Raw genomic sequence first — 17804 nt, 5'->3', positions numbered from 1 at the left:
CGCCGGGGCGCGGGTCAGGCCAGGGCCGCCGGCAGCGGGGCCGCGTGCAGGGCCGTCAGGCCCGAGACCGCTCGGGTGAGGCAGACGTACAGGCGGCGCAGGCCGGTCCGTTCGTCGGGTTCGCCGTCGACCACGGCGGCCGGCTCGTCCAGCACCACGTAGTCGTACTCCAGGCCCTTCGCCAGGGAGGCGGGCACGAGGGTCAGCCGGGATTCGGCGGTGGTCTCCTCACCGGGGGAGAGGTACGGCAGCCCGGCCGCGAGGAGTGCCTCCGCCAGTACGGGGATGCGCGCGTCGGCGGCGATCAGGCCGATCGAGCCCTCGTGGCGGAGCGATGCGCGGCAGGCGGCCACCACCGCCGGGGTGAGCTGCTCCGGGTCCGGGACCGGCGTCACGGCCAGGGAGCCGGGCGTCTCACGCACCGAGGAGACCGCGGTCAGGCCCGGGGAGATGTCGGGGAGCAGGCGGGAGGCGTACGCGATCACCTCGCGCGGCACGCGGAAGCCCGCGGTGAGCTCCTCCAGCACCGCCTCCGGCTTGCCGAGGTGGGCGAGTGCCTCGGCCCAGTCGCGGGTGGCCCACGGGGTGGTGCCCTGGGCGAGGTCTCCCAGGACGGTGGCCGATCCGGTGGTGCAGCGCCGGCCGACCGCCCGGTACTGCATGGGGGACAGGTCCTGGGCCTCGTCGAGCACGACATGGCCCAGGGAGGGGGTGCGTTCGACCAGGTCGGCGGCCTCGTCGATGAGGACCAGGTCGGCCGGGGACCACTTCGCGGACTTCACGCTGCGGAACGGCTTCGGCCACAGCAGCAGCTTCTGCTCGTCGGCGGTGAGGGTCCCGTCGGCGTGCTCGGCGAGGAAGTCGGGGTCGGAGAGCAGCCGCAGCACCAGCTTGGCCGGGTCCACGGCCGGCCAGATCTGCTTCACGGCGGCCTTCACGGCGGCATTGCGGGCCACCGAGTCCTGGACCCGGTCGTCGGGGGCCTCGCCCGCCTGTTCCATCCGCACCAGCACGGCGTGCGCGATGCGCTGCGGGAGGGCGTCCCGGGCGGCGCCGTAGCGGATGTCGCGCTCCTGCAGCTCGGCGACGATCTCCTCCAGCTCGTACGCCGGGACGCGCCAGCGGCGCGAGCCGCGGACCACCATCAGGGGTTCGGCGGGCGCGGTGACGTGGGAGCGGACGGCGCGGCGCAGCACCTCTGCCATGCGGGCGTCGCCCTTGACCACGGCGGTCGCGGAGGGGTCGGCGGCCCGGACGGGGGCGTCCTCACGGGCCACCAGGTCGTCGACGGTGGCCTGCTTGACCTCCAGCTCGCCGAGGGCGGGCAGGACCTGCTCGATGTAGTGGAGGAAGGACTTGTTCGGCCCGATGACCAGGGTGCCGGTGCGGGCGAGGCGCTCCCGGTGGGCGTAGAGGAGGTAGGCGACCCGGTGCAGGCCGACGGCCGTCTTCCCGGTGCCGGGGCCGCCCTGCACGCAGACGGACCCGGACAGGCCGGAGCGGACGATCTCGTCCTGCTCGGGCTGGATGGTGGCGACGATGTCGCGCATGGGGCCGACGCGGGGGCGTTCGATCTCCTGCTGGAGGAGCTTGGAGACGGCGGTCCCCCCGGCGGAGCCGGACAGTGTCACGGCGGTCGGGTCGGAGAGGTGCTCGTCCTCGTAGGCGGTGAGGTCGCCGCCGGTGTAGCCGAAGCGGCGGCGCAGCGCGACGTCCTGCGGGTCCTTCTTGGAGGCGCGGTAGAAGGGCTGGGAGACGGGGGCGCGCCAGTCGATCACCATGGGGTCGCCGCCGGCGTCGTGGACGTGGCGGCGGCCGATGTAGAACTGCTCGCCCCCGGCGCCTTCGGCGAGGTCGGCGCCGGGGGCGTGGAGGTAGTCAAGGCGGCCGAAGAAGAGCGGGGTGTGGGCGAGGTCGGCGAGGGCCTTGATGCGGTCGTCGATCTGGGCCTGGAGGACGATCGCGTTGACCCAGTTCGCCGTGACGTCGCGGATGTCGAGGGCCTCGACGTCCTCGCGCATGGCGCGGAGCGCGGCGCGGGAGGCGGCGAGGTGGGCGCGTTCGCGGCCGAGCGGATCGGCGTCGTGGGGGTGGGGGGTGCCGGTGGTCTCGGTGCTGCCGGTGGTGTCGGGGACGTGCGCGGGCACGGACTGCCTCCTGCTCTCCTGCTCCTGGACGTGCGCGGTCGGTCGTTCGGCCTCCGGTTCCGACCGGACGGCGGCACTCCCCGGCGATGGCGGCGGTGCGGGTCCCCCTGCTCGAGCGAAGTCGAGAGCCCCGGGGGAGGGCAAGAGCGGAGATTCTAGTCAGGGCGGCCGCACGGCGCGAACGGATTTCCCCGCGCACCCCTAGGGGTTCGTGCGGGTGTAGTACGGGAGGACGTCAGACCTGGGAGGGACACCGGGGGCCGGAGATTAGCTCCGGGGACCGATGTGCCGGGCGGCCGGGCGCAGCACCATGGATTCATGAGCACCGCAACTCTTACCCCGAACCAGGGCGCCCGCCCGAGCGGCGCCACCGCCCTCTCCGACTCCCACCCGCGCCACCGTCTCGGCAATCTGCTGCGCGCGGCGAAGGTCTTCGCCGCGAGCGCGTTCAGCGTGGCCCTTCTGGGCGAATACGGCGAGGAGGCCGGCGTCATACGCCGATGACGCCGGCCCCGCACCGGACAGCTCCGGGCACTGCGCCCGGGGCCGGTCAGTCCTCCTTGAGGACGTCGTCCGCGTCCAGGATCCGGTAGGCGTAGCCCTGTTCCGCCAGGAAGCGCTGGCGGTGGGCGGCGAAGTCCTGGTCGATGGTGTCCCGGGCGACCACCGAGTAGAAGCGGGCCTCGTGGCCGTCCGCCTTCGGGCGGAGGACCCGGCCCAGGCGCTGGGCTTCTTCCTGGCGGGAGCCGAAGGTTCCGGAGACCTGGATGGCGACGGTCGCCTCCGGCAGGTCGATGGAGAAGTTCGCCACCTTGGACACGACCAGCACGCTGATCTCGCCCTGGCGGAAGGCGTCGAAGAGCTTCTCGCGCTGGGCGTTGGAGGTCTCGCCCTTGATCACGGGCGCGTCCAGGTGCTCGCCGAGCTCGTCGAGCTGGTCGATGTACTGGCCGATGACCAGCGTCTGCTCGCCCCGGTGCTTCCGGACCAGTGCCTCCGTCACCTTCCGCTTGGTCGCGGTGGTCGCGCAAAAGCGGTACTTCTCCTCGGTCTCGGCGGTCGCGTAGGCCAGGCGCTCGGTCTCGGTGAGGTTCACCCGGACCTCGACGCAGTCCGCGGGCGCGATGTAGCCCTGCGCCTCGATCTCCTTCCAGGGCGCGTCGAAGCGCTTCGGCCCGATGAGGGAGAACACGTCGGACTCCCGGCCGTCCTCGCGCACCAGGGTGGCGGTCAGGCCGAGCCGCCGCCGGGCCTGGAGGTCGGCGGTGAACTTGAAGACCGGCGCGGGCAGCAGGTGCACCTCGTCGTAGACGATCAGGCCCCAGTCCCGGGAGTCGAACAGCTCCAGGTGCGGGTAGATGCCCTTCCGCTTGGTCGTCAGGACCTGGTAGGTGGCGATGGTGACCGGACGGATCTCCTTCCGGGTGCCGCTGTACTCGCCGATCTCGTCCTCGGTCAGCGAGGTCCGCTTGACCAGCTCGTGCTTCCACTGGCGGGCCGAGACGGTGTTGGTCACCAGGATCAGCGTGGTCGCCTTGGCCTCGGCCATGGCGCCCGCGCCGACCAGGGTCTTCCCGGCGCCGCAGGGCAGCACGACGACGCCGGAGCCGCCGTGCCAGAAGCCGTCGACGGCCTGTCGCTGGTAGGGGCGCAGCTTCCAGCCGTCCTCGGCGAGGTCGATGGGGTGCGCCTCGCCGTCGACGTACCCGGCGAGGTCCTCGGCCGGCCAGCCGAGCTTGAGGAGGGTCTGCTTGATCTGCCCGCGCTCGGAGGGGTGCACCACGACGCTGTCCGCGTCGATCCGGGCGCCGACCAGCGGGGTGATCCGCTTGGACCGCAGGATCTCCTCCAGCACCGGCCGGTCGGTGCTGGTGAGTACCAGCCCGTGGGTGGGGTGCTTGGACAGGGTCAGCCGCCCGTAGCGGGCCATCGTCTCGGCGACGTCGACGAGCAGCGCGTGCGGCACCGGGTAGCGGGAGTACTCCACCAGCGCGTCCACGACCTGCTCGGCGTCGTGCCCGGCCGCCCGGGCGTTCCACAGCCCGAGCGGCGTGATCCGGTAGGTGTGGATGTGCTCGGGCGCGCGCTCCAGCTCGGCGAACGGCGCGATGGCGCGCCGCGCCGCTTCGGCGAGTTCGTGGTCGACCTCCAGGAGGAGGGTCTTGTCGCTCTGGACGATGAGTGGCCCGTTCACCTGGCGTGAATCCTTCCGGCAGGGGCGGCCACCCGGGCGCGGGCGGCCAAACCTCCAGTCTGCCGCATCGACGTGGATTCGCGGGTCGTGCTGCTGCGAGGGCTAATCTGTTTATGGCTTGCCCATGCTCTATATATGGAGGCTGTTGTGTCCCTGACGACGATCGACCTGGACGACGAGGCTCTGGCGGTCCTGATGAGGGTCACCGGGATAGGGACCAAGAAGGAAGCCGTGAACATGGCCATCCGTGAGGTCGCGGAGCGGCACCAGAGGATCGCGGCTCTTGAGCACTACGCGCACCTCGCCCAGGACTGGGACTACGAGGGATGGAAGCGCCGGCACGATGCGGACAAGGGCCGGGCCACGTGAAGCGCTATCTGCTCGACTCGTCCGCGATGTGGCGCATCCAGCGGGACAAGGCGGTCCGGACCGCGTGGGCGGAGGTCATCAGCAGCGGAGTCGTGGGCTCGTGCTGGCCGCAACGGGCCGAGTTCCGGCGGTCGGCGCGGAACAGGGCCGAATACGAGGCCATGACGACGATGTTCGACAGCCTCTACCCGGACGTGACCGTCCCCAAGTCCGCGCCGCAATGGATCGAGGCGGCCCAGCACGGGCTGGCTCAAGCCGGCGGGCACCAGGCGCTCTCCATCCTCGACCTGCTCATCGGAGCCACGGCCGCCCACCACGGGCTGACGGTGCTCCATGACGACGGCGACTTCGCGACCCTGGCCCGTTCGATACGCGACCTCCGCGAGCGGAACATCCACCGCCTGCCGGGGTGAACGACGCGGCGCGGCAAGGGGCCGTGACGGGGCTCTTGAGCCGTTCGTCGTACGGGGAGCACGCGGACGACCAGTGGCCGGTGGACGAGCTGCCGGCGCTGGCCCGGGCAGCGCGTGGGGTTTCCGCTCGACTACGCGTCCCGGTAGTCGCAGGACCCCTCCGTCATCAGCCGGAAACGGCGGTATACGGCCACCGTTTCCGGATAGTGCCGGTCGCCGGTCCCGGGGTTCACTGGTTCCGGTGCGCGGTGCGCGTGCGGCGTCGGGGGACGGCACGCTCACCGCGCACCGTCTGCGACGGGGTCTCCCCGTACGCCTTGCGGTAGTGGCCGGTGAACCGGCTCAGGTGGGTGAAGCCCCGGCGCAGGGCGACGTCGGTCACCGTGCCGGTGGCCCGCCCGGCCGCGATGGCCAACAGGTCGCCGCGCGCCAGATCCAGCCGGATCCCCCGCAGGTACGCCAGCGGGGTCGTGCCGAGGTGGGTGCGGAAACCCTCCCGCAGGCTCCGCGGGCTCACCCGGGCGGCCCGCGCCATGTCGGCCACCGATATCGGCTCGTCGGCGTGCTCGGCGCAGAAGTCCGCGGCGCGGCGCACCGCGCCCGGCAGGACGGCCGGGCCGAGGCCGGTCACCGTGCTGGTGAGTTCGTGGGGCTGCGCGTCGAGCAGGCCGTTCACCAGCAGCTGCTCGAAGTGCCCGGTCGCCAGCGGGGAGCGCGTCGCCAGCCCGGAGGCGGCGAACTCGGCGAAGGCCCGGACGAGGTTCAGCCAGGCGCCGACCGTGCCCAGCCGGTGATCGAAGACCGGGGCGAAGAACAGTGGTGCCCGCGGCCGTTCGCCGAGCCGGACGGCCAGCGCCCGGTCGAGCACCGGCCGCGGGATGATCAGGACCAGGTTCACCGTCTCCGCGCTCCGGCGCAGCGCCGGACGCCCGCCCGGCGCGATGACGCTGTGCGCCGGCGACGGGAGCGCCACGCTGTCCACGGTGACCTCGCCGGCCCCGACGAGGAGGACGTGGACGTTGTAGAAGTCCGGCACCACCCCCGGGGTGACGTCGGCCCCGGTGCCGTGGCCGAGTTCGTACAGCGCGATCGCGCCCTCGTGGATGCACCGGAAGCCTCCCCTGACCGGGTGGTTCTCCCGCACGGACATCCGGTGCAGCGCGAACCGCGTGCTCACCAGCTGGTGCAGTTCCTCTGCGTCGCCGCCGTGGAAGAGGAGGCCCCGGGCTTCCGTCACGCCGCCGGGACGCGCTGTGGTGATGGTGGACATGTCCTCGCCGCCTGGTGCTACTCCGTCGCGGCGGGAATCTACCGGATTCCAGGATTCCGGTACTACTCCGGCCGGTCCCCGGGACGGCAGGTCACGGAGGGCAGCGCGGCGGCAACTCGCCGGACACCGGCTAGACCTGATCCTCCGCCAGTTCCGCGACGCCCGTGATCCGGTGCAGCGCGTAGGTGCGGACCTCGTCGGCGGTGTGGTCGTAGCCGGTGACGAATCCGCCCTCCACCCGGACCGGGGCGATCACCCGCTGGCTCGCCGCGCCCTCCGCGTTGACGTAGCCGATCCACACCGCCGAGCCGGTCAGGGCCGCGGCCTGGACGGTCGCCAGGGTCTCCGCCGCCGTGGTGCGGGGGAGCTCGCCGGTGGCGGGCGCGGCGGACGCCGGGGCCGAGGGGTCGGCGGGCGACGGCTCCTTGCGGACCGCCGTCGCGGCCACGTCCCCCGCGCGGATGGCCCGTACGGCCGCCCCCAGCAGGACGGCGTCGGGCAGCGGCGGCCCGTCCGGGACGGGCACCGGCGCGCTGCGCGGCGGGGTGCGGTGCACCTCGGCCCGGGCGACCAGCACGTCGCCGGTCGCGGACTCGGCGGCCGGGGCGTAGCCCATCGCGCGCAGACCGTCGAGCAGGCTGGTGGGGTCGGCCTGGGCGGCCAGCACGGTCGGCGCGAGGCGGCGCAGCCCGAGGGCGGCGGACCGCTTGTCCGCGAGGATCTCGTTCAGCATGCCGTCGTCGTCGCAGCGGACGTACGAGGAGGCGGCGCCCACCCGCAGGTGCCCGTGCCGCCGCGCCACGTCGTCGATCAGGTACGCGAGCGGCTGCGGGACCGGCGTCCGGCTGTGCTCGGCGAGGAACGCGTGCAGGTCGGAGGCGGTCCGTCCGGCGTCCAGGGCGCGGCGCACCGAAGCCGGGGTGAACCGGTACACGGTCGCCCCGCCCTTGGACTCCACCACCGCGAGCACGGCGAGGGTCTCGGCGAGCGGCCGGTTCAGCGGGCCGGGCGCCACCGCGGTCAGGTCGGCCTGGAGCAGCACGTGGTCGACGGGCTCGGGCAGCAGCGGCGCCAGCAGCGGGGCGGGGTCCCCGCCGGCCAGCAGGGCCCGGCCCGGCGCGGAGAGCGCCCCGCGGCCGGTGACGCCGAGCAGCTCGGCCTCGTCGAGCGTGAACCGGGCCAGCCGGGCCCGGAGTTCGCTGGTCGCACGGACCGGGCGTTCCCAGTCGAGCCGTTCCAGCAGGGCCTCGGGGCCGGCGGCGGCTCCCTCGGGGAGCGCGGCGAGGAGGTCCAGCACCCGGTGCCGGACCTCGGGGGCGGCCGACCGGTCCAGGTCCGGGCCGAGGGCGGAGAGCGTACGGCCCTTGGCGTCCTGCTCACCGACCACGCCGGCGGTCCGGGTGGCGGGCAGCCATGCGAGCGCGAGCGCGGCCCAGCGCTCGTGGGGCGGGAGTTCGGCCCAGTCGTCGTAGGCGGGGGTGGGCGCGTACCGCTCGTCGGCCTCGCCGTCGCTGGCCAGCAGCCCCGCCGCGTGGGCGAGTTCGATCCAGAAGGCGGCGACCGGCTCGGTGGTGTCGAGGGCGGCGGCGGTGCGCTTGAGGTCACGCACGGAGAGCCCGCCGGCCCGCAGCACGGCGGGGCCGTTGCCGTGCTCCCAGGAGGCGAGCAGCTCGTCGATGGTGGCGAGGGAGGCGAGGGCCTGACCGGCCGCGTTGGCGTCCACAAGGTGTGGGCGGTGGGTCTGCGCCGGCTCCACCACGGGCGGTACGGGCTCGGGGCTCCGGTGCGCCCGGCCGTTCCGCAGGTGCAGCGCGACCTCACGGGGCAGCACCACGGTCCGTGCGGTGGTGGGCAGCAGCAGGCCGCGGTCGCGCAGCCAGCGGACGGGCGCGGCGGGGTTCGGGGTGACCTCGCCGTAGGGCGGTCCCCAGACGAGGCGGTCCAGGACGTGGTGCGCCTCGGCGGGTGCCTGTTCGAGCAGCGCGGACATCCGGACCGGGTCGGTGAACAGCGCGGTGAGCGAGGCGACGGCGGACACCGGGTCGTGCGTGGCCGGCAGCCCGGCGGCGGACACGATCTCCTGGACGCGGGTGGGCGACATCCCGGCGGTCGCCTCGGCGACGGTCGGGCCGAGCCCGGTGGGCGAGGGGCGGGAGGGCGCGGGCGCGAGCAGCTCGCGGGCGGTCCGCACGAGCCGGAGCCGGTCGTCGGCGCCCCAGACGACGGCCTGCGTGCGGAGCAGCGACAGGGCCCCGGGGAGGGCCTCCCGGATGTCCCCGGAGAGGGCTTCGGCCCCGTCGGCCGGGTCAGCGGGCGGCGTGGCGGCGCCACCGGCTTCGGCGGCTTCACCTGCCTTGCCGGGCGCGTCGGGCACGTCGGAGGGGAGCCGCCCGGAGGCGGGCCGGCCGGGACCGCCCGGCGTCTCGGACGGCTTGCGCGCGGTCTGGGGTGCGTACTCCGGGTCGCGGCCGGTCAGCAGGGTTTCGAGGGTGGTGTAGTCGCAGGGGTCCGGAGCCACGGCCAGGGCCTCCGCCACCTGGAGGGCGAAGCGGTCCAGGCGGTCGAGCGCGCGGACCACCGAGGCGCGGGTTCCGGCCCGGGTGGCGAGCTGCGTCAGGTCACCGGGGACCGGGTTCAGCAGGTCGGGGCGGGCGCGCAGCAGGGCCGCGAGGTCCGCGTCTTCGCAGGCGCGCAGCGCCTCGGCGAGGGAGCGCGGTGCGTTCCCTCCGGTGCTTGCCTCGGGCACGTTCGCCTCCTGGTCGCCTCGACCGGTCGTGCCGGTTCCCATCCGGCCAACTTATCCGCTGTGCCCCGGACAGCTCCACGCCCGCAGGCGCTACGGTCGGGTCCGGGGGCTCGGGGGAAGCCGCCAGGAAGGAGCCGGGGTGGGGATCGAGAGCGAGCACCTGGTCTACGAATACCTGAGCCGGGTCGGGGACCTGGCGCAGAGCGCACGGCTGCCCTCGGGGGACAGGATGCGGCTGGTGGCCAGGCTGCGGGACGAGATCGACAGGCACCGCGCGCGGTACGAGCCCGAGACCCCGGCGACGGTACGCCACATCCTGGAGCGGATGGGCACGCCCGAGGAGGTGCTCGCCACGCACGCGGGCGGACCGGAGCCGTCGCCGGAGCCGGAACCCCGGCCGGGGACCGCGGCCCAGGCCGGGGCGGTGCCCGAGCAGCGCAGGCCGGAGCCGACCGCGGCACCCACCCGGCCGGCCGCAGGGGCGCCACCGCACCTGGCGGGCCTGGACGAGCTGGGGCCGTCGGGCGACGCGGAGCCGGACTGGTGGCGGATGGGCCCGAGCCCGTACCGGGACGGTCCGCAGGTCGAAGGCTTCGTGGGCGGCATCGAGTACCCGGCCCGCAGGGACCCGGACGCGAAGGACCCGGACGCGGACGCGGACGCCCCGGCGGGCGGGGCGTACCGCCCGGCGCCCGGCGGTACGGACCGCAGGCCAGGCCTGGCGCGGTCCGTCGTAGGGGCGCTCCTGAAACGGCGCGCGGGGGCGGCGGAGGCCAAGCCCGCAGCCGAGCCGACCCCGACCACGAACCCGAAACCGAAGCCGCACGGCTTCCTCCTGCTGGCCGCCGCCGTGCTGGTGGCCGGCGTGGCCACCGGGCACTGGATGCTGCTCGCGCTCGGCTGGCTGTGCGCGTACGGATCGCGGGTGCTCGGCCCCACCGAACGGAAGACGGTGGTCTTCGGCCTGCCCGGCGCGGTGGTGGCCGGCGCGATGGTCTGGCTCTGGGGCAGGGCCGACGGCCGCTGGGGCGAGGCGCTCGCCGAAGGCGAGGCGGGACCGGCGTTCCAGGCACTGCTCCCGTGGATCGTCCGCGCCGCCGCCGTAGCCTCGGCCCTCTACCTGATCTGGCGCTCCCGCCGCCGCTGACCGCCCCCGCGGCCGGCCCGCTCCCGCCAGGCGGAACCTCTCCCCACCCCGCCCTCCCCCAGACTCCGTCCGGGGGGACCCCCATCCCGAAACCGGGGCTGCGCCCCGGACCCCGTGGGGCTGCGCCCCGGACCCCGTGGGGCTGCGCCCCGGACCCTCGTGTAGCGATCGGTGGCGGCTTATGTCCGACCCCCGGCGGCCCGCATTCGCCGAGAAAGAGAAGCGCGTAGCGATCTGACGCGCGTGGGCCGAGCTGGATTGCGTAGATCTGATCGACTTCGATTCCGCGTCCGCCCGAAAGGGCGGCCGACCGAGCGGCAGCCGCCGCGCGTACCCGCCAACGCCACCGCCAGGCCGGCCTCGGTCCCTCCATGCCATCCCCCCGGGGGCCGCCCGACAGTCCTTGTCGCTCCGGGACGGTCGTCGGGGTCAAGGGTGGCCCGAAGGGCCATCGCCGGAGGCGACGCGACAACGTCGCGCCCTTGACGCCGACGGCCGGCACGGAAGGACGATGAGGACTGACGGGCAGCCCCCGGGCACCTTCTCGCTCCCGACCCAGCGGAGCCCCGGCAACCCCCACCAACCCCCGGCACCCTCCCGCCCCCTCCCGCCCCCCGCCGGTCACCCACGGGTCATCTGCCGGCCGCAGGTGGCTGCGGCCGGGGCGGCACAATGGCTCGTATGACCCTCACCGTCGGCTTCGACCTCGACATGACCCTCATCGACTCCCGTCCTGGCATCAAGGCCGCCTACCAGGCGCTTTCCGCAGAGACGGGCAGGTTCATCGACGCCGACCAGGCCATCAGCCGGCTCGGGCCGCCGCTGGACGAGGAGCTCGCGTACTGGTTCGAGGCGGACGAGATCCCGGCGATGGCCGACCGCTACCGGGAGATCTATCCGACACACGCCATCGAGGCGACCCCGGCGATGCCCGGTGCCCGCGAGGCCGTAGAGGCGGTCCGGGCGCTCGGCGGCCGGGCCATCGTGGTCACCGCCAAGCACGAGCCGAATGCCCGCCTGCACCTGGAGCACCTCGGCATCGAGCCCGACGCCGTCATCGGCTGGCTGTGGGCGGAGGCCAAGGCGGGCGCACTGCGCGAGTACGGCGCCCAGGTCTACGTCGGCGACCACGTCGGTGACGTGCGCGGCGCGCGTACGGCCGGCGCGCTCTCGGTGGCGGTGCCGACCGGCCCCTGCCCCGAGCCCGAGCTGCGCGCGGCCGGTGCCGACGTGGTGCTGCCCGACCTCACCGCCCTGCCGGCCTGGCTGAAGGAGTACGTCGCCACCACCCAGGTGGTGTGAGGTGTGAGGGACCGGACCGGGCGCGCTCAGACCTTCTGCGAGGCCCGGGCCGCCTTGCGCTGGGCCGCCGCGGACCGGAGCACCCCGGCGCCCGCGAGGGCGAAACCGACGCCCATCAGCATGCACAGCGCCCACGCGTAGGACGGCAGTGGATCGGTGCCCAGGAAGAGCGGGGCCATCGTCGCGAGGGTGGCCACCGCACCCAGGATGAACACGATGCCGCCGGCCTTGACCAATGCGTCGCCGGGCCGCGCATCGTCGGGATGAGGAGTAGCAGTCACCCCACCAGGGTAGTTCCCTGGCCGAAGCGGGCCTCCAGGAAGGACCGGGCGACGTCTTGTCAGTGGCTCCGGGACCATTAGCCTGGTGGTGGCGGGTCACGATGACCCGCTGCACTGCTATCCGGAGCCAGTCAACGGCGATTCGGACCCGACGAGTACAAGGACAGAGGACGGACGTGCCTACCGGCAAGGTCAAGTGGTTCAACAGCGAGAAGGGCTTCGGCTTTCTCTCCCGTGACGACGGCGGAGACGTCTTCGTCCACTCGTCGGTGCTCCCTGCCGGGGTCGATGCCCTCAAGCCCGGCCAGCGCGTCGAGTTCGGAGTGGTCGCCGGCCAGCGCGGTGACCAGGCGCTTTCCGTGATCGTGCTGGACCCGGCGCCGTCCGTCGCCGCCGCGCAGCGGCGCAAGCCCGACGAGCTCGCCTCCATCGTCCAGGACCTGACGACGCTCCTGGAGAACATCACCCCGATGCTGGAGCGCGGGCGCTACCCCGACAAGGTGCACGGCGCGAAGATCGCCGGCCTGCTGCGCGCGGTCGCGGACCAGCTCGACGTCTGATCCCGGACGGTTCCGCCGGGCCCGCCGCCGGCGCCCCCGGCCCGCCCCCGGCCCCTCGGGTCAAACGGCTGCGCCCCGCCACTCGAATGAGTGGCGGGGCGCAGGTGTTCGTACGGGGCCCGGGCAGGGGACCCGGGCCCCGGGGCCGCGCAGGGGCCGCTCAGCCGTTACGGGAAGTCCAGCGCGCCGGGCGCGATCGGCGGCACCAGGCCCTCCGCCGCGGCCCGGGTCAGCAGCCCCCGCACCGCGGCGTATCCGGCGTCGCCCAGGCTCGCCGTGTACTCGTTCACGTAGAGCCCGATGTGCTGGTCGGCGACCTTCGGGTCGAGCTCCTGCGCGTGCGCCCGCACGTACGGCCGGGAGGCCTCCGGGTCGTCCCAGGCCATCCGGACCGAGGTCCGGGCCGCCTCGGCCAGCGCGTGCAGCGTCGGCGCCCCCAGCGACCGCTTGGCGATGATCGCGCCGAGCGGGATCGGCAGCCGGGTCGTTGCCTCCCAGTGCTCGCCCATGTCGGCCAGCGAGTGCAGCCCGTAGTCCCGGTAGGTGAAACGGGCCTCGTGGATCACCAGGCCCGCGTCGACCCGGCCGTCCCGCACCGCGGGCATGATCTCGTGGAACGGCAGCACCACGACCTTCCCGACCCCGTCGGGCAGTACGTCGGCCGCCCACAGCCGGAACAGAAGGTAGGCGGTGGACCGTTCGCTCGGCACCGCGACCGTCTTCCCGGTCAGGTCCAGGCCCGGCTCGCGGGTCAGCACCAGAGGCCCGCAGCCGGTGCCCAGCGCGCCCCCGCAGGGCAGCAGCGCGTACTCCTCCAGCACCCACGGCAGTACGGCGTACGACACCTTCAGCACGTCCAGCTCGCCGCGCTCGGCCATGCCGTTGGTGATGTCGATGTCGGCGAAGGTCACGTCCAGCGCGGGCGCGCCGGCGACCCGGCCGTGCGCCCAGGCGTCGAACACGAAGGTGTCGTTGGGACAGGGCGAATAGGCGATCCGCACACGACCGCGCACGACACTGCTGCCACTGTCGGCACTGCCACTGTCGGCACTGTCACTGTCGGCATTGCCACTGACGGCATCGCCACGATCTGCACTCCCACTCACGGCACTCCCACTCACGGCACTGCCACTACCGGTGATCATGGCGTTCTCCCCAGTTCGCGATTACGGGTCCGAGCACGCGGAAACCGGCCGTCAGCGCGGCCAGCGCGTCGCCGATCCGCCAGGCGTCGCGGTCGCGGGGGCCCACGGCGTTGGACACCGCGCGGACTTCCAGCACCGGGAGTCCGTGCGCGGCGGCGGCCTCGGCCACGCCGAAGCCCTCCATGGCCTCGGCGCCGGCCATCGGGTGCAGTTCCCGGAGCCGGGCGGCGCGGGCGGCGGTGCCGGTGACGGTGGAGACGGTGAGGACGGGCGCGAGCAGCGCGCCGGTCGCCTCGGCGGCACGTGCGGCCAGTTCGGCGGGCGGCAGATGGGTGTTCCGGCCGAAGCCGAGCGCCTCCACGGTCAGGAAGCCCTCGGGGGTCTCGGCGCCCAGGTCGGCGGCGACCAGGGCATCGGCGACGACGAGCGAGCCGACTGGGGCGTCGGGCTGGAAGCCGCCGCCGATCCCGGCGGACACGACGAGCCCGTACGGCGCACGGGGGTCGGCCACGGCCAGGGCCGTGCCCGTCGCGGCGGCCGCCGCAGCCGGCCCGACACCGCCGACGAGGATGTCGACAGCCAGGCCCGGCAGATCCCGGCGGATCACCCGGTACCCCCCGGGCAGCGGGCGCGGCTCGTCGTCGTGCACCGGATGAGGGTCGATGCCGGTGGCGACGGAGTCTGCCTCCGCCGCCACCGCGGTCACGACGAGCGCGCGCACGTCGTCGCTACTTCAGGTTGAGCTGGTACGACCAGACGGCGAGGGGCTTGCCGTCCTCGGCGAGCTGGACGATGCCCAGCCGCCTCGACGCCGGGGAGCCGCCCTGGTTGCCGGTGGCGAAGATGTCGACGTTCGGGAAGCTGCGGTAGGTGTTCGACGTCGGGTCGACGACCGGCTGGCCGTCGAGGACCACCTGCCAGCGCTTGCCGTCCTCCACGACCTCCGGCTCGACACCGAGGCGGAGCGTGTCACCGTGGCCGTACTCGATGTCCTTGGCGCCCTTGGGGTCGGTCAGGCACTCCTGGACCCGCTCCAGGGCCAGGTCCTTGCCCTTCTCGGCCTTGCAGCCGGAGGGGGCTTCGGTGGAGACCGACGACGTGCCGACCGTGACGGTCGCCAGGGGCGTCGGCTTGTCGCAGGCGGAGAGGACGAGGAGGCCGGCGGACACGGCCCCGAGGGCCGCGACGCTGCGGCGGGCCCTACCCGAGATAAGCGGTGCGGTCATGAGCCGAAGGCTATCGGTCCCTTCCGGCGTGCCGCCGCACGGGGTGTCCCGCCCCGCCGTAGCACCCCCCGGCTGTGGGCGCGGCCCCGCCGAGGGTCACGCCACGCTGGGCCGGTGGGAGCGGGTGGGGGAGAGGAGGAGGCCGCGGAGGGCCATGGTGGTGCCGGCGGCCAGGAGCGCGGCGGCGGCCGAGAGGCCCAGGACGCCGTTCAGGGGGAGGGTCATCGCGATGGCCCCGCCGAGTACCCAGGCCGTCTGCAGGACCGTCTCCGAGCGTGCGAACGCGGACGTGCGCACGCCCTCCGGCACGTCCCGCTGGATCATCGCGTCCAGCGAAGGCTTCGCCAGCGCCTGCGAGAACCCGGCCGTGGCCCCCAGCACGGCCACCATCGGCCCGCTGAAGAAGACCGCCGCCGACACCGCCACGCAGAAGGTCAGGCACAGCACCGCCGCCACGATCGTCTCCGGTGGCCGCGCCCGCAGCCACGCGCCGACCGCCGTCCCGCACGCGTTCCCCACGCCCGCCGCGACGCCCACGATCCCCAGCGACACCGCCGTGCTCTGCCCGGCGAGCGGGTGTTCCCGCAGCAGGAACCCCAGGAAGAAGACCAGGAATCCGGAGAGGCAGCGCATGGCCGCGGTCGCGCACAGACCGCACAGCACCGATGCGCCGACCGTCCGTAATCCGAGCCGCGGTGGTTCACAGGGCTGTGCACCGGGCTGTGCACGGGGCTGTGCACGGGGCTGTGCGCCGGGCTGCGGCCGCGGCTCCGGAAGAGGAGCGCGAAGGGCATCCGGAAGAGGAGCGGGACGGGCGTCCGGAAAGGGATCGTGAAGGGCGTCCGGAAAGGAAGCGGGATGGCCATCCGGAACAGGAGCGGGAAGGGCCTCCGCAAGCGGCGCCGGGACGGACCCCGGCCGTGCGGCGCGGTCCACCTCGTGCGGCAGGCGGAGCGCCGCGAAGGTTCCCGCCAGGAAGACCGCGCAGGCGCCGTACAGCGGCCACCGCGGCCCGACCAGGTGCAGCAGTGCGCCGGCCGGCGCCGCCACGGCGGTGGCCAGCAGACCCGCCAGGGTCACTCGCGAGTTCGCCTTCACCAGCGAGAACCCCCGGGGCAGCAGCCGCGGCACCGCCACACTGCGCAGCACCCCGTACGCCTTGGACGCGACGAGCACCCCCAGCGCCGCCGGGTACAGCACCGGCCCGCCCGTGGCGACCGCGGCCGACATGATCACCGCGAGCAGCGCCCGCGCCAGCATCGCCGCCGCCATGGCGGCCCGCCGCCCGTGCGGCAGCCGGTCCAGCAGCGGCCCGATCACCGGGGCGAGCAGCACGAAGGGGGCCATGGTGATGGCGAGGTACAGGGCCACCCGGCCGCGTGCCTCGTCCGTGGGCACCGAGAAGAACACGGTCGAGGCGAGCGCCACGGTGATCATCACGTCCCCGGCGCCGTTGATCGCGTGCAGCTCGATCAGCCGGCCGAGGCCGGACTCCCCGGCGCCCCGGGCGTGCGTCACCCGGCGGATCGACCGCACCGCGCCGCCGGCCGGCCGGCGCAGGGCACGGCCGACCGCCCGGCCGGCCCTCCGGGCCCGGCCCGGCCCGTCACCGGCCGACCGTACGCGTGCCACCCGGCCATGGTGCCCCGGCGGAACCCGGCCGACCCCTTTCCTTGCTGCGCCGGAGGGACCCCCGTCAGGTACGGCCGTACCCGTGTCCGGACTTCCGCGCGGCGCGGGCGGCGGCGTCCGCGGCCGTACCGGATGTCCGCGAATCGGACTTGCATGTGGGCGCAGGGCTTCGGACCAGGTAGCGTGCCTAACAGCGCCACCGGCGGTTACTCCTGGCCGCGCGCCTCTTCGGCATCCCGCAGAATGGATGACAGAAGGTGCGCCCCCGGACCCGACGGGCGTGGACGTCGACGCGGCCCTCTGGTCCGCTCCGCCCGCGCCACGCAGGGAAACGGAACCGGCGGGTCGTTGAGAACGACAAGTACGGACGGCGCACTCGTGAGACGGCGTAGGAGAGAACGAGACAGTGAGTGCTGCGACGACGCGAAGCCGTACTAGCCGTACCCCGCGTACCCCCGACCGCCTGTGCGCCGAGGCGGTGGACCTCGCCCGAGCGGCGGCCGAGGAGGTGGCGGCGCCCGGTGTGGTGGGCGAGCACGTCGAGGTCGTCACCGAAGGTGACCGTGTCGTCACTCACTTCTTCGAGTGCGAGGAACCGGGCTACCGGGGCTGGCGCTGGGCCGTGACCGTCGCCCGCGCCTCCCGCGCGAAGGTCGTCACCCTCGACGAAACGGTGCTGCTGCCGGGTCCGGACGCGCTGCTCGCCCCCGAGTGGGTGCCGTGGAGCGAGCGCCTGCGGCCCGGGGACATGGGCCCCGGTGACCTCCTCCCCACCGACGCCGAGGACCTGCGCCTGGAGCCCGGCTACTCGGGCGAGGACGCCCCGCCGCCGAATTCGGCGCTGTCCCAGGACATGGCCGAGCTCGCCGACGCCGAGGACGCCGCGCTGACCGACCGGGTCGTCGTCCCGGAGCGCGGCTCCATCACCTCCGTCGCCGAGGAACTCGGCATGCGCCGCGCCCGGGTGCTGTCCCGGTACGGCCTGCACACCGCGGCCGACCGCTGGGACGAGTCGTACGGGGCGAAGACCCCGATGGCGCAGGCGGCCCCCGCCAGTTGTGTGTCCTGCGGCTTCCTGGTGAAGATCGGCGGCTCGCTGGGCCAGGCGTTCGGCATCTGTGCCAACGAGTTCGGCCCGGCCGACGGCCGCCTGGTCTCCCTCTCCTACGGCTGCGGAGGCCACTCCGAGGCCGCCGTGATGCCCAAGCCGCCGCGGCCCGCGCCGCCGGTGCTGGACTCCATGCGGGCGGACGAGTTCCCGCTGCGCCCGGACCGGGAAGAGGGCTCGGTCCCGTCGGGCGACGTCGCCGCCGCGGACCTCGGCCACAGCTGACCCCGCCGTTCCAGGTCGTCCAGCTGCTCCAGGTCGTCC

General features: G+C 74.2%; 16 protein-coding genes. 7 read left to right on the top strand and 9 right to left on the bottom strand.

Annotated features, from left to right (window positions below; genetic code table 11):
• Positions 1–14: 14 nt before the first annotated feature.
• Positions 15–2147, bottom strand: coding sequence for a HelD family protein (locus tag ACGFQ9_RS12025; protein WP_393573613.1), 2133 nt, complete (start codon positions 2145–2147; stop codon positions 15–17).
• 318 nt (positions 2148–2465) lie between these two features.
• Between ACGFQ9_RS12025 and ACGFQ9_RS12020 the strand changes: the two genes are divergently transcribed.
• Positions 2466–2651 carry a hypothetical protein gene (locus tag ACGFQ9_RS12020; protein WP_393573612.1) on the top strand — a complete coding sequence of 62 codons (186 nt, stop codon included), beginning with the start codon at positions 2466–2468 and terminating at the stop codon, positions 2649–2651.
• A gap of 46 nt (positions 2652–2697) precedes the next feature.
• Here ACGFQ9_RS12020 and ACGFQ9_RS12015 read toward each other — a convergent pair whose 3' ends face one another.
• Positions 2698–4341: a DNA repair helicase XPB gene (locus tag ACGFQ9_RS12015; protein ID WP_393573611.1), complete on the bottom strand. Its 1644-nt coding sequence runs from the start codon at positions 4339–4341 to the stop codon at positions 2698–2700.
• Between the two features lie 135 nt (positions 4342–4476).
• On the opposite strand from ACGFQ9_RS12015, the gene ACGFQ9_RS12010 reads away from it, so the two are divergent.
• Both ACGFQ9_RS12010 and ACGFQ9_RS12005 read left to right on the top strand, forming a co-directional pair.
• Positions 4477–4710, top strand: a complete 234-nt coding sequence (locus tag ACGFQ9_RS12010; RefSeq protein ID WP_393573610.1) for a type II toxin-antitoxin system VapB family antitoxin — start codon at positions 4477–4479, stop codon at positions 4708–4710.
• Complete coding sequence (locus tag ACGFQ9_RS12005) at positions 4707–5123, top strand: PIN domain-containing protein (protein ID WP_393573609.1); 417 nt, start codon at positions 4707–4709, stop codon at positions 5121–5123. The genes ACGFQ9_RS12010 and ACGFQ9_RS12005 overlap by 4 nt, the downstream gene beginning before the upstream one ends.
• Positions 5124–5352: 229 nt before the next feature.
• Here the strand turns inward: ACGFQ9_RS12005 and ACGFQ9_RS12000 are convergent, their stop codons facing one another.
• Together ACGFQ9_RS12000 and ACGFQ9_RS11995 are read right to left on the bottom strand one after the other, a co-directional pair.
• Positions 5353–6393 carry an AraC family transcriptional regulator gene (locus ACGFQ9_RS12000; RefSeq protein WP_393573608.1) on the bottom strand — a complete coding sequence of 347 codons (1041 nt, stop codon included), beginning with the start codon at positions 6391–6393 and terminating at the stop codon, positions 5353–5355.
• A 130-nt stretch (positions 6394–6523) separates the two neighbouring features.
• Positions 6524–9181 carry a helicase-associated domain-containing protein gene (locus tag ACGFQ9_RS11995; protein ID WP_393573607.1) on the bottom strand — a complete coding sequence of 886 codons (2658 nt, stop codon included), beginning with the start codon at positions 9179–9181 and terminating at the stop codon, positions 6524–6526.
• Positions 9182–9278: 97 nt separating this feature from the next.
• Here ACGFQ9_RS11995 and ACGFQ9_RS11990 point away from each other — a divergent pair, with 97 nt between their 5' ends.
• Both ACGFQ9_RS11990 and ACGFQ9_RS11985 read left to right on the top strand, forming a co-directional pair.
• Positions 9279–10286, top strand: a complete 1008-nt coding sequence (locus ACGFQ9_RS11990; RefSeq protein ID WP_393573606.1) for a hypothetical protein — start codon at positions 9279–9281, stop codon at positions 10284–10286.
• 672 nt (positions 10287–10958) lie between these two features.
• Positions 10959–11588: an HAD family hydrolase gene (locus ACGFQ9_RS11985; RefSeq protein WP_393573605.1), complete on the top strand. Its 630-nt coding sequence runs from the start codon at positions 10959–10961 to the stop codon at positions 11586–11588.
• A gap of 26 nt (positions 11589–11614) precedes the next feature.
• On the opposite strand, the gene ACGFQ9_RS11980 is transcribed toward ACGFQ9_RS11985, so the two are convergent.
• On the bottom strand, positions 11615–11869 hold the full coding sequence (locus tag ACGFQ9_RS11980) for a hypothetical protein (RefSeq protein ID WP_393573604.1): 255 nt from the start codon (positions 11867–11869) through the stop codon (positions 11615–11617).
• 176 nt (positions 11870–12045) lie between these two features.
• Between ACGFQ9_RS11980 and ACGFQ9_RS11975 the strand changes: the two genes are divergently transcribed.
• Positions 12046–12429 (top strand): cold-shock protein, encoded by a 384-nt coding sequence (locus ACGFQ9_RS11975; protein ID WP_365113543.1) that lies wholly within the window; start codon positions 12046–12048, stop codon positions 12427–12429.
• A 167-nt stretch (positions 12430–12596) separates the two neighbouring features.
• Here the strand turns inward: ACGFQ9_RS11975 and ACGFQ9_RS11970 are convergent, their stop codons facing one another.
• The 4 genes from ACGFQ9_RS11970 to ACGFQ9_RS11955 form a co-directional block, all read right to left on the bottom strand.
• Positions 12597–13442: a 1,4-dihydroxy-6-naphthoate synthase gene (locus tag ACGFQ9_RS11970; protein WP_393573603.1), complete on the bottom strand. Its 846-nt coding sequence runs from the start codon at positions 13440–13442 to the stop codon at positions 12597–12599.
• Positions 13443–13560: 118 nt separating this feature from the next.
• Complete coding sequence (locus ACGFQ9_RS11965; RefSeq protein WP_393573602.1) at positions 13561–14295, bottom strand: futalosine hydrolase; 735 nt, start codon at positions 14293–14295, stop codon at positions 13561–13563.
• Between the two features lie 7 nt (positions 14296–14302).
• Positions 14303–14800, bottom strand: a complete 498-nt coding sequence (locus ACGFQ9_RS11960) for a DUF2771 domain-containing protein (protein WP_393573601.1) — start codon at positions 14798–14800, stop codon at positions 14303–14305.
• Positions 14801–14896: 96 nt separating this feature from the next.
• A complete protein-coding gene (locus tag ACGFQ9_RS11955) occupies positions 14897–16432 on the bottom strand; it encodes an MFS transporter (protein ID WP_393573600.1) in 1536 nt (511 codons plus the stop codon).
• Positions 16433–16838: 406 nt separating this feature from the next.
• Between ACGFQ9_RS11955 and ACGFQ9_RS11950 the strand changes: the two genes are divergently transcribed.
• Entirely contained in the window at positions 16839–17765 is a 927-nt protein-coding gene (locus ACGFQ9_RS11950; protein ID WP_393573599.1) for a DUF3027 domain-containing protein, read from the top strand.
• Positions 17766–17804: the final 39 nt, after the last annotated feature.

The organism is Streptomyces sp. NPDC048603 (assembly GCF_043199475.1).
Classification (GTDB): domain Bacteria; phylum Actinomycetota; class Actinomycetes; order Streptomycetales; family Streptomycetaceae; genus Streptomyces.
This window is presented reverse-complemented; position numbering and strand designations above follow the sequence as displayed.

What these genes read in the sequence shown, in the direction of transcription:
- ACGFQ9_RS12020 (WP_393573612.1), top strand. Translation starts at nt 2,466, where the DNA reads ATGAGCACCGCAACTCTTACCCCGAACCAGGGCGCCCGCCCGAGCGGC.
- ACGFQ9_RS12010 (WP_393573610.1), top strand. Translation starts at nt 4,477, where the DNA reads ATGGAGGCTGTTGTGTCCCTGACGACGATCGACCTGGACGACGAGGCT.
- ACGFQ9_RS12000 (WP_393573608.1), bottom strand. Translation starts at nt 6,393, where the DNA reads ATGTCCACCATCACCACAGCGCGTCCCGGCGGCGTGACGGAAGCCCGG.
- ACGFQ9_RS11995 (WP_393573607.1), bottom strand. Translation starts at nt 9,181, where the DNA reads ATGGGAACCGGCACGACCGGTCGAGGCGACCAGGAGGCGAACGTGCCC.
- ACGFQ9_RS11985 (WP_393573605.1), top strand. Translation starts at nt 10,959, where the DNA reads ATGGCTCGTATGACCCTCACCGTCGGCTTCGACCTCGACATGACCCTC.
- ACGFQ9_RS11960 (WP_393573601.1), bottom strand. Translation starts at nt 14,800, where the DNA reads ATGACCGCACCGCTTATCTCGGGTAGGGCCCGCCGCAGCGTCGCGGCC.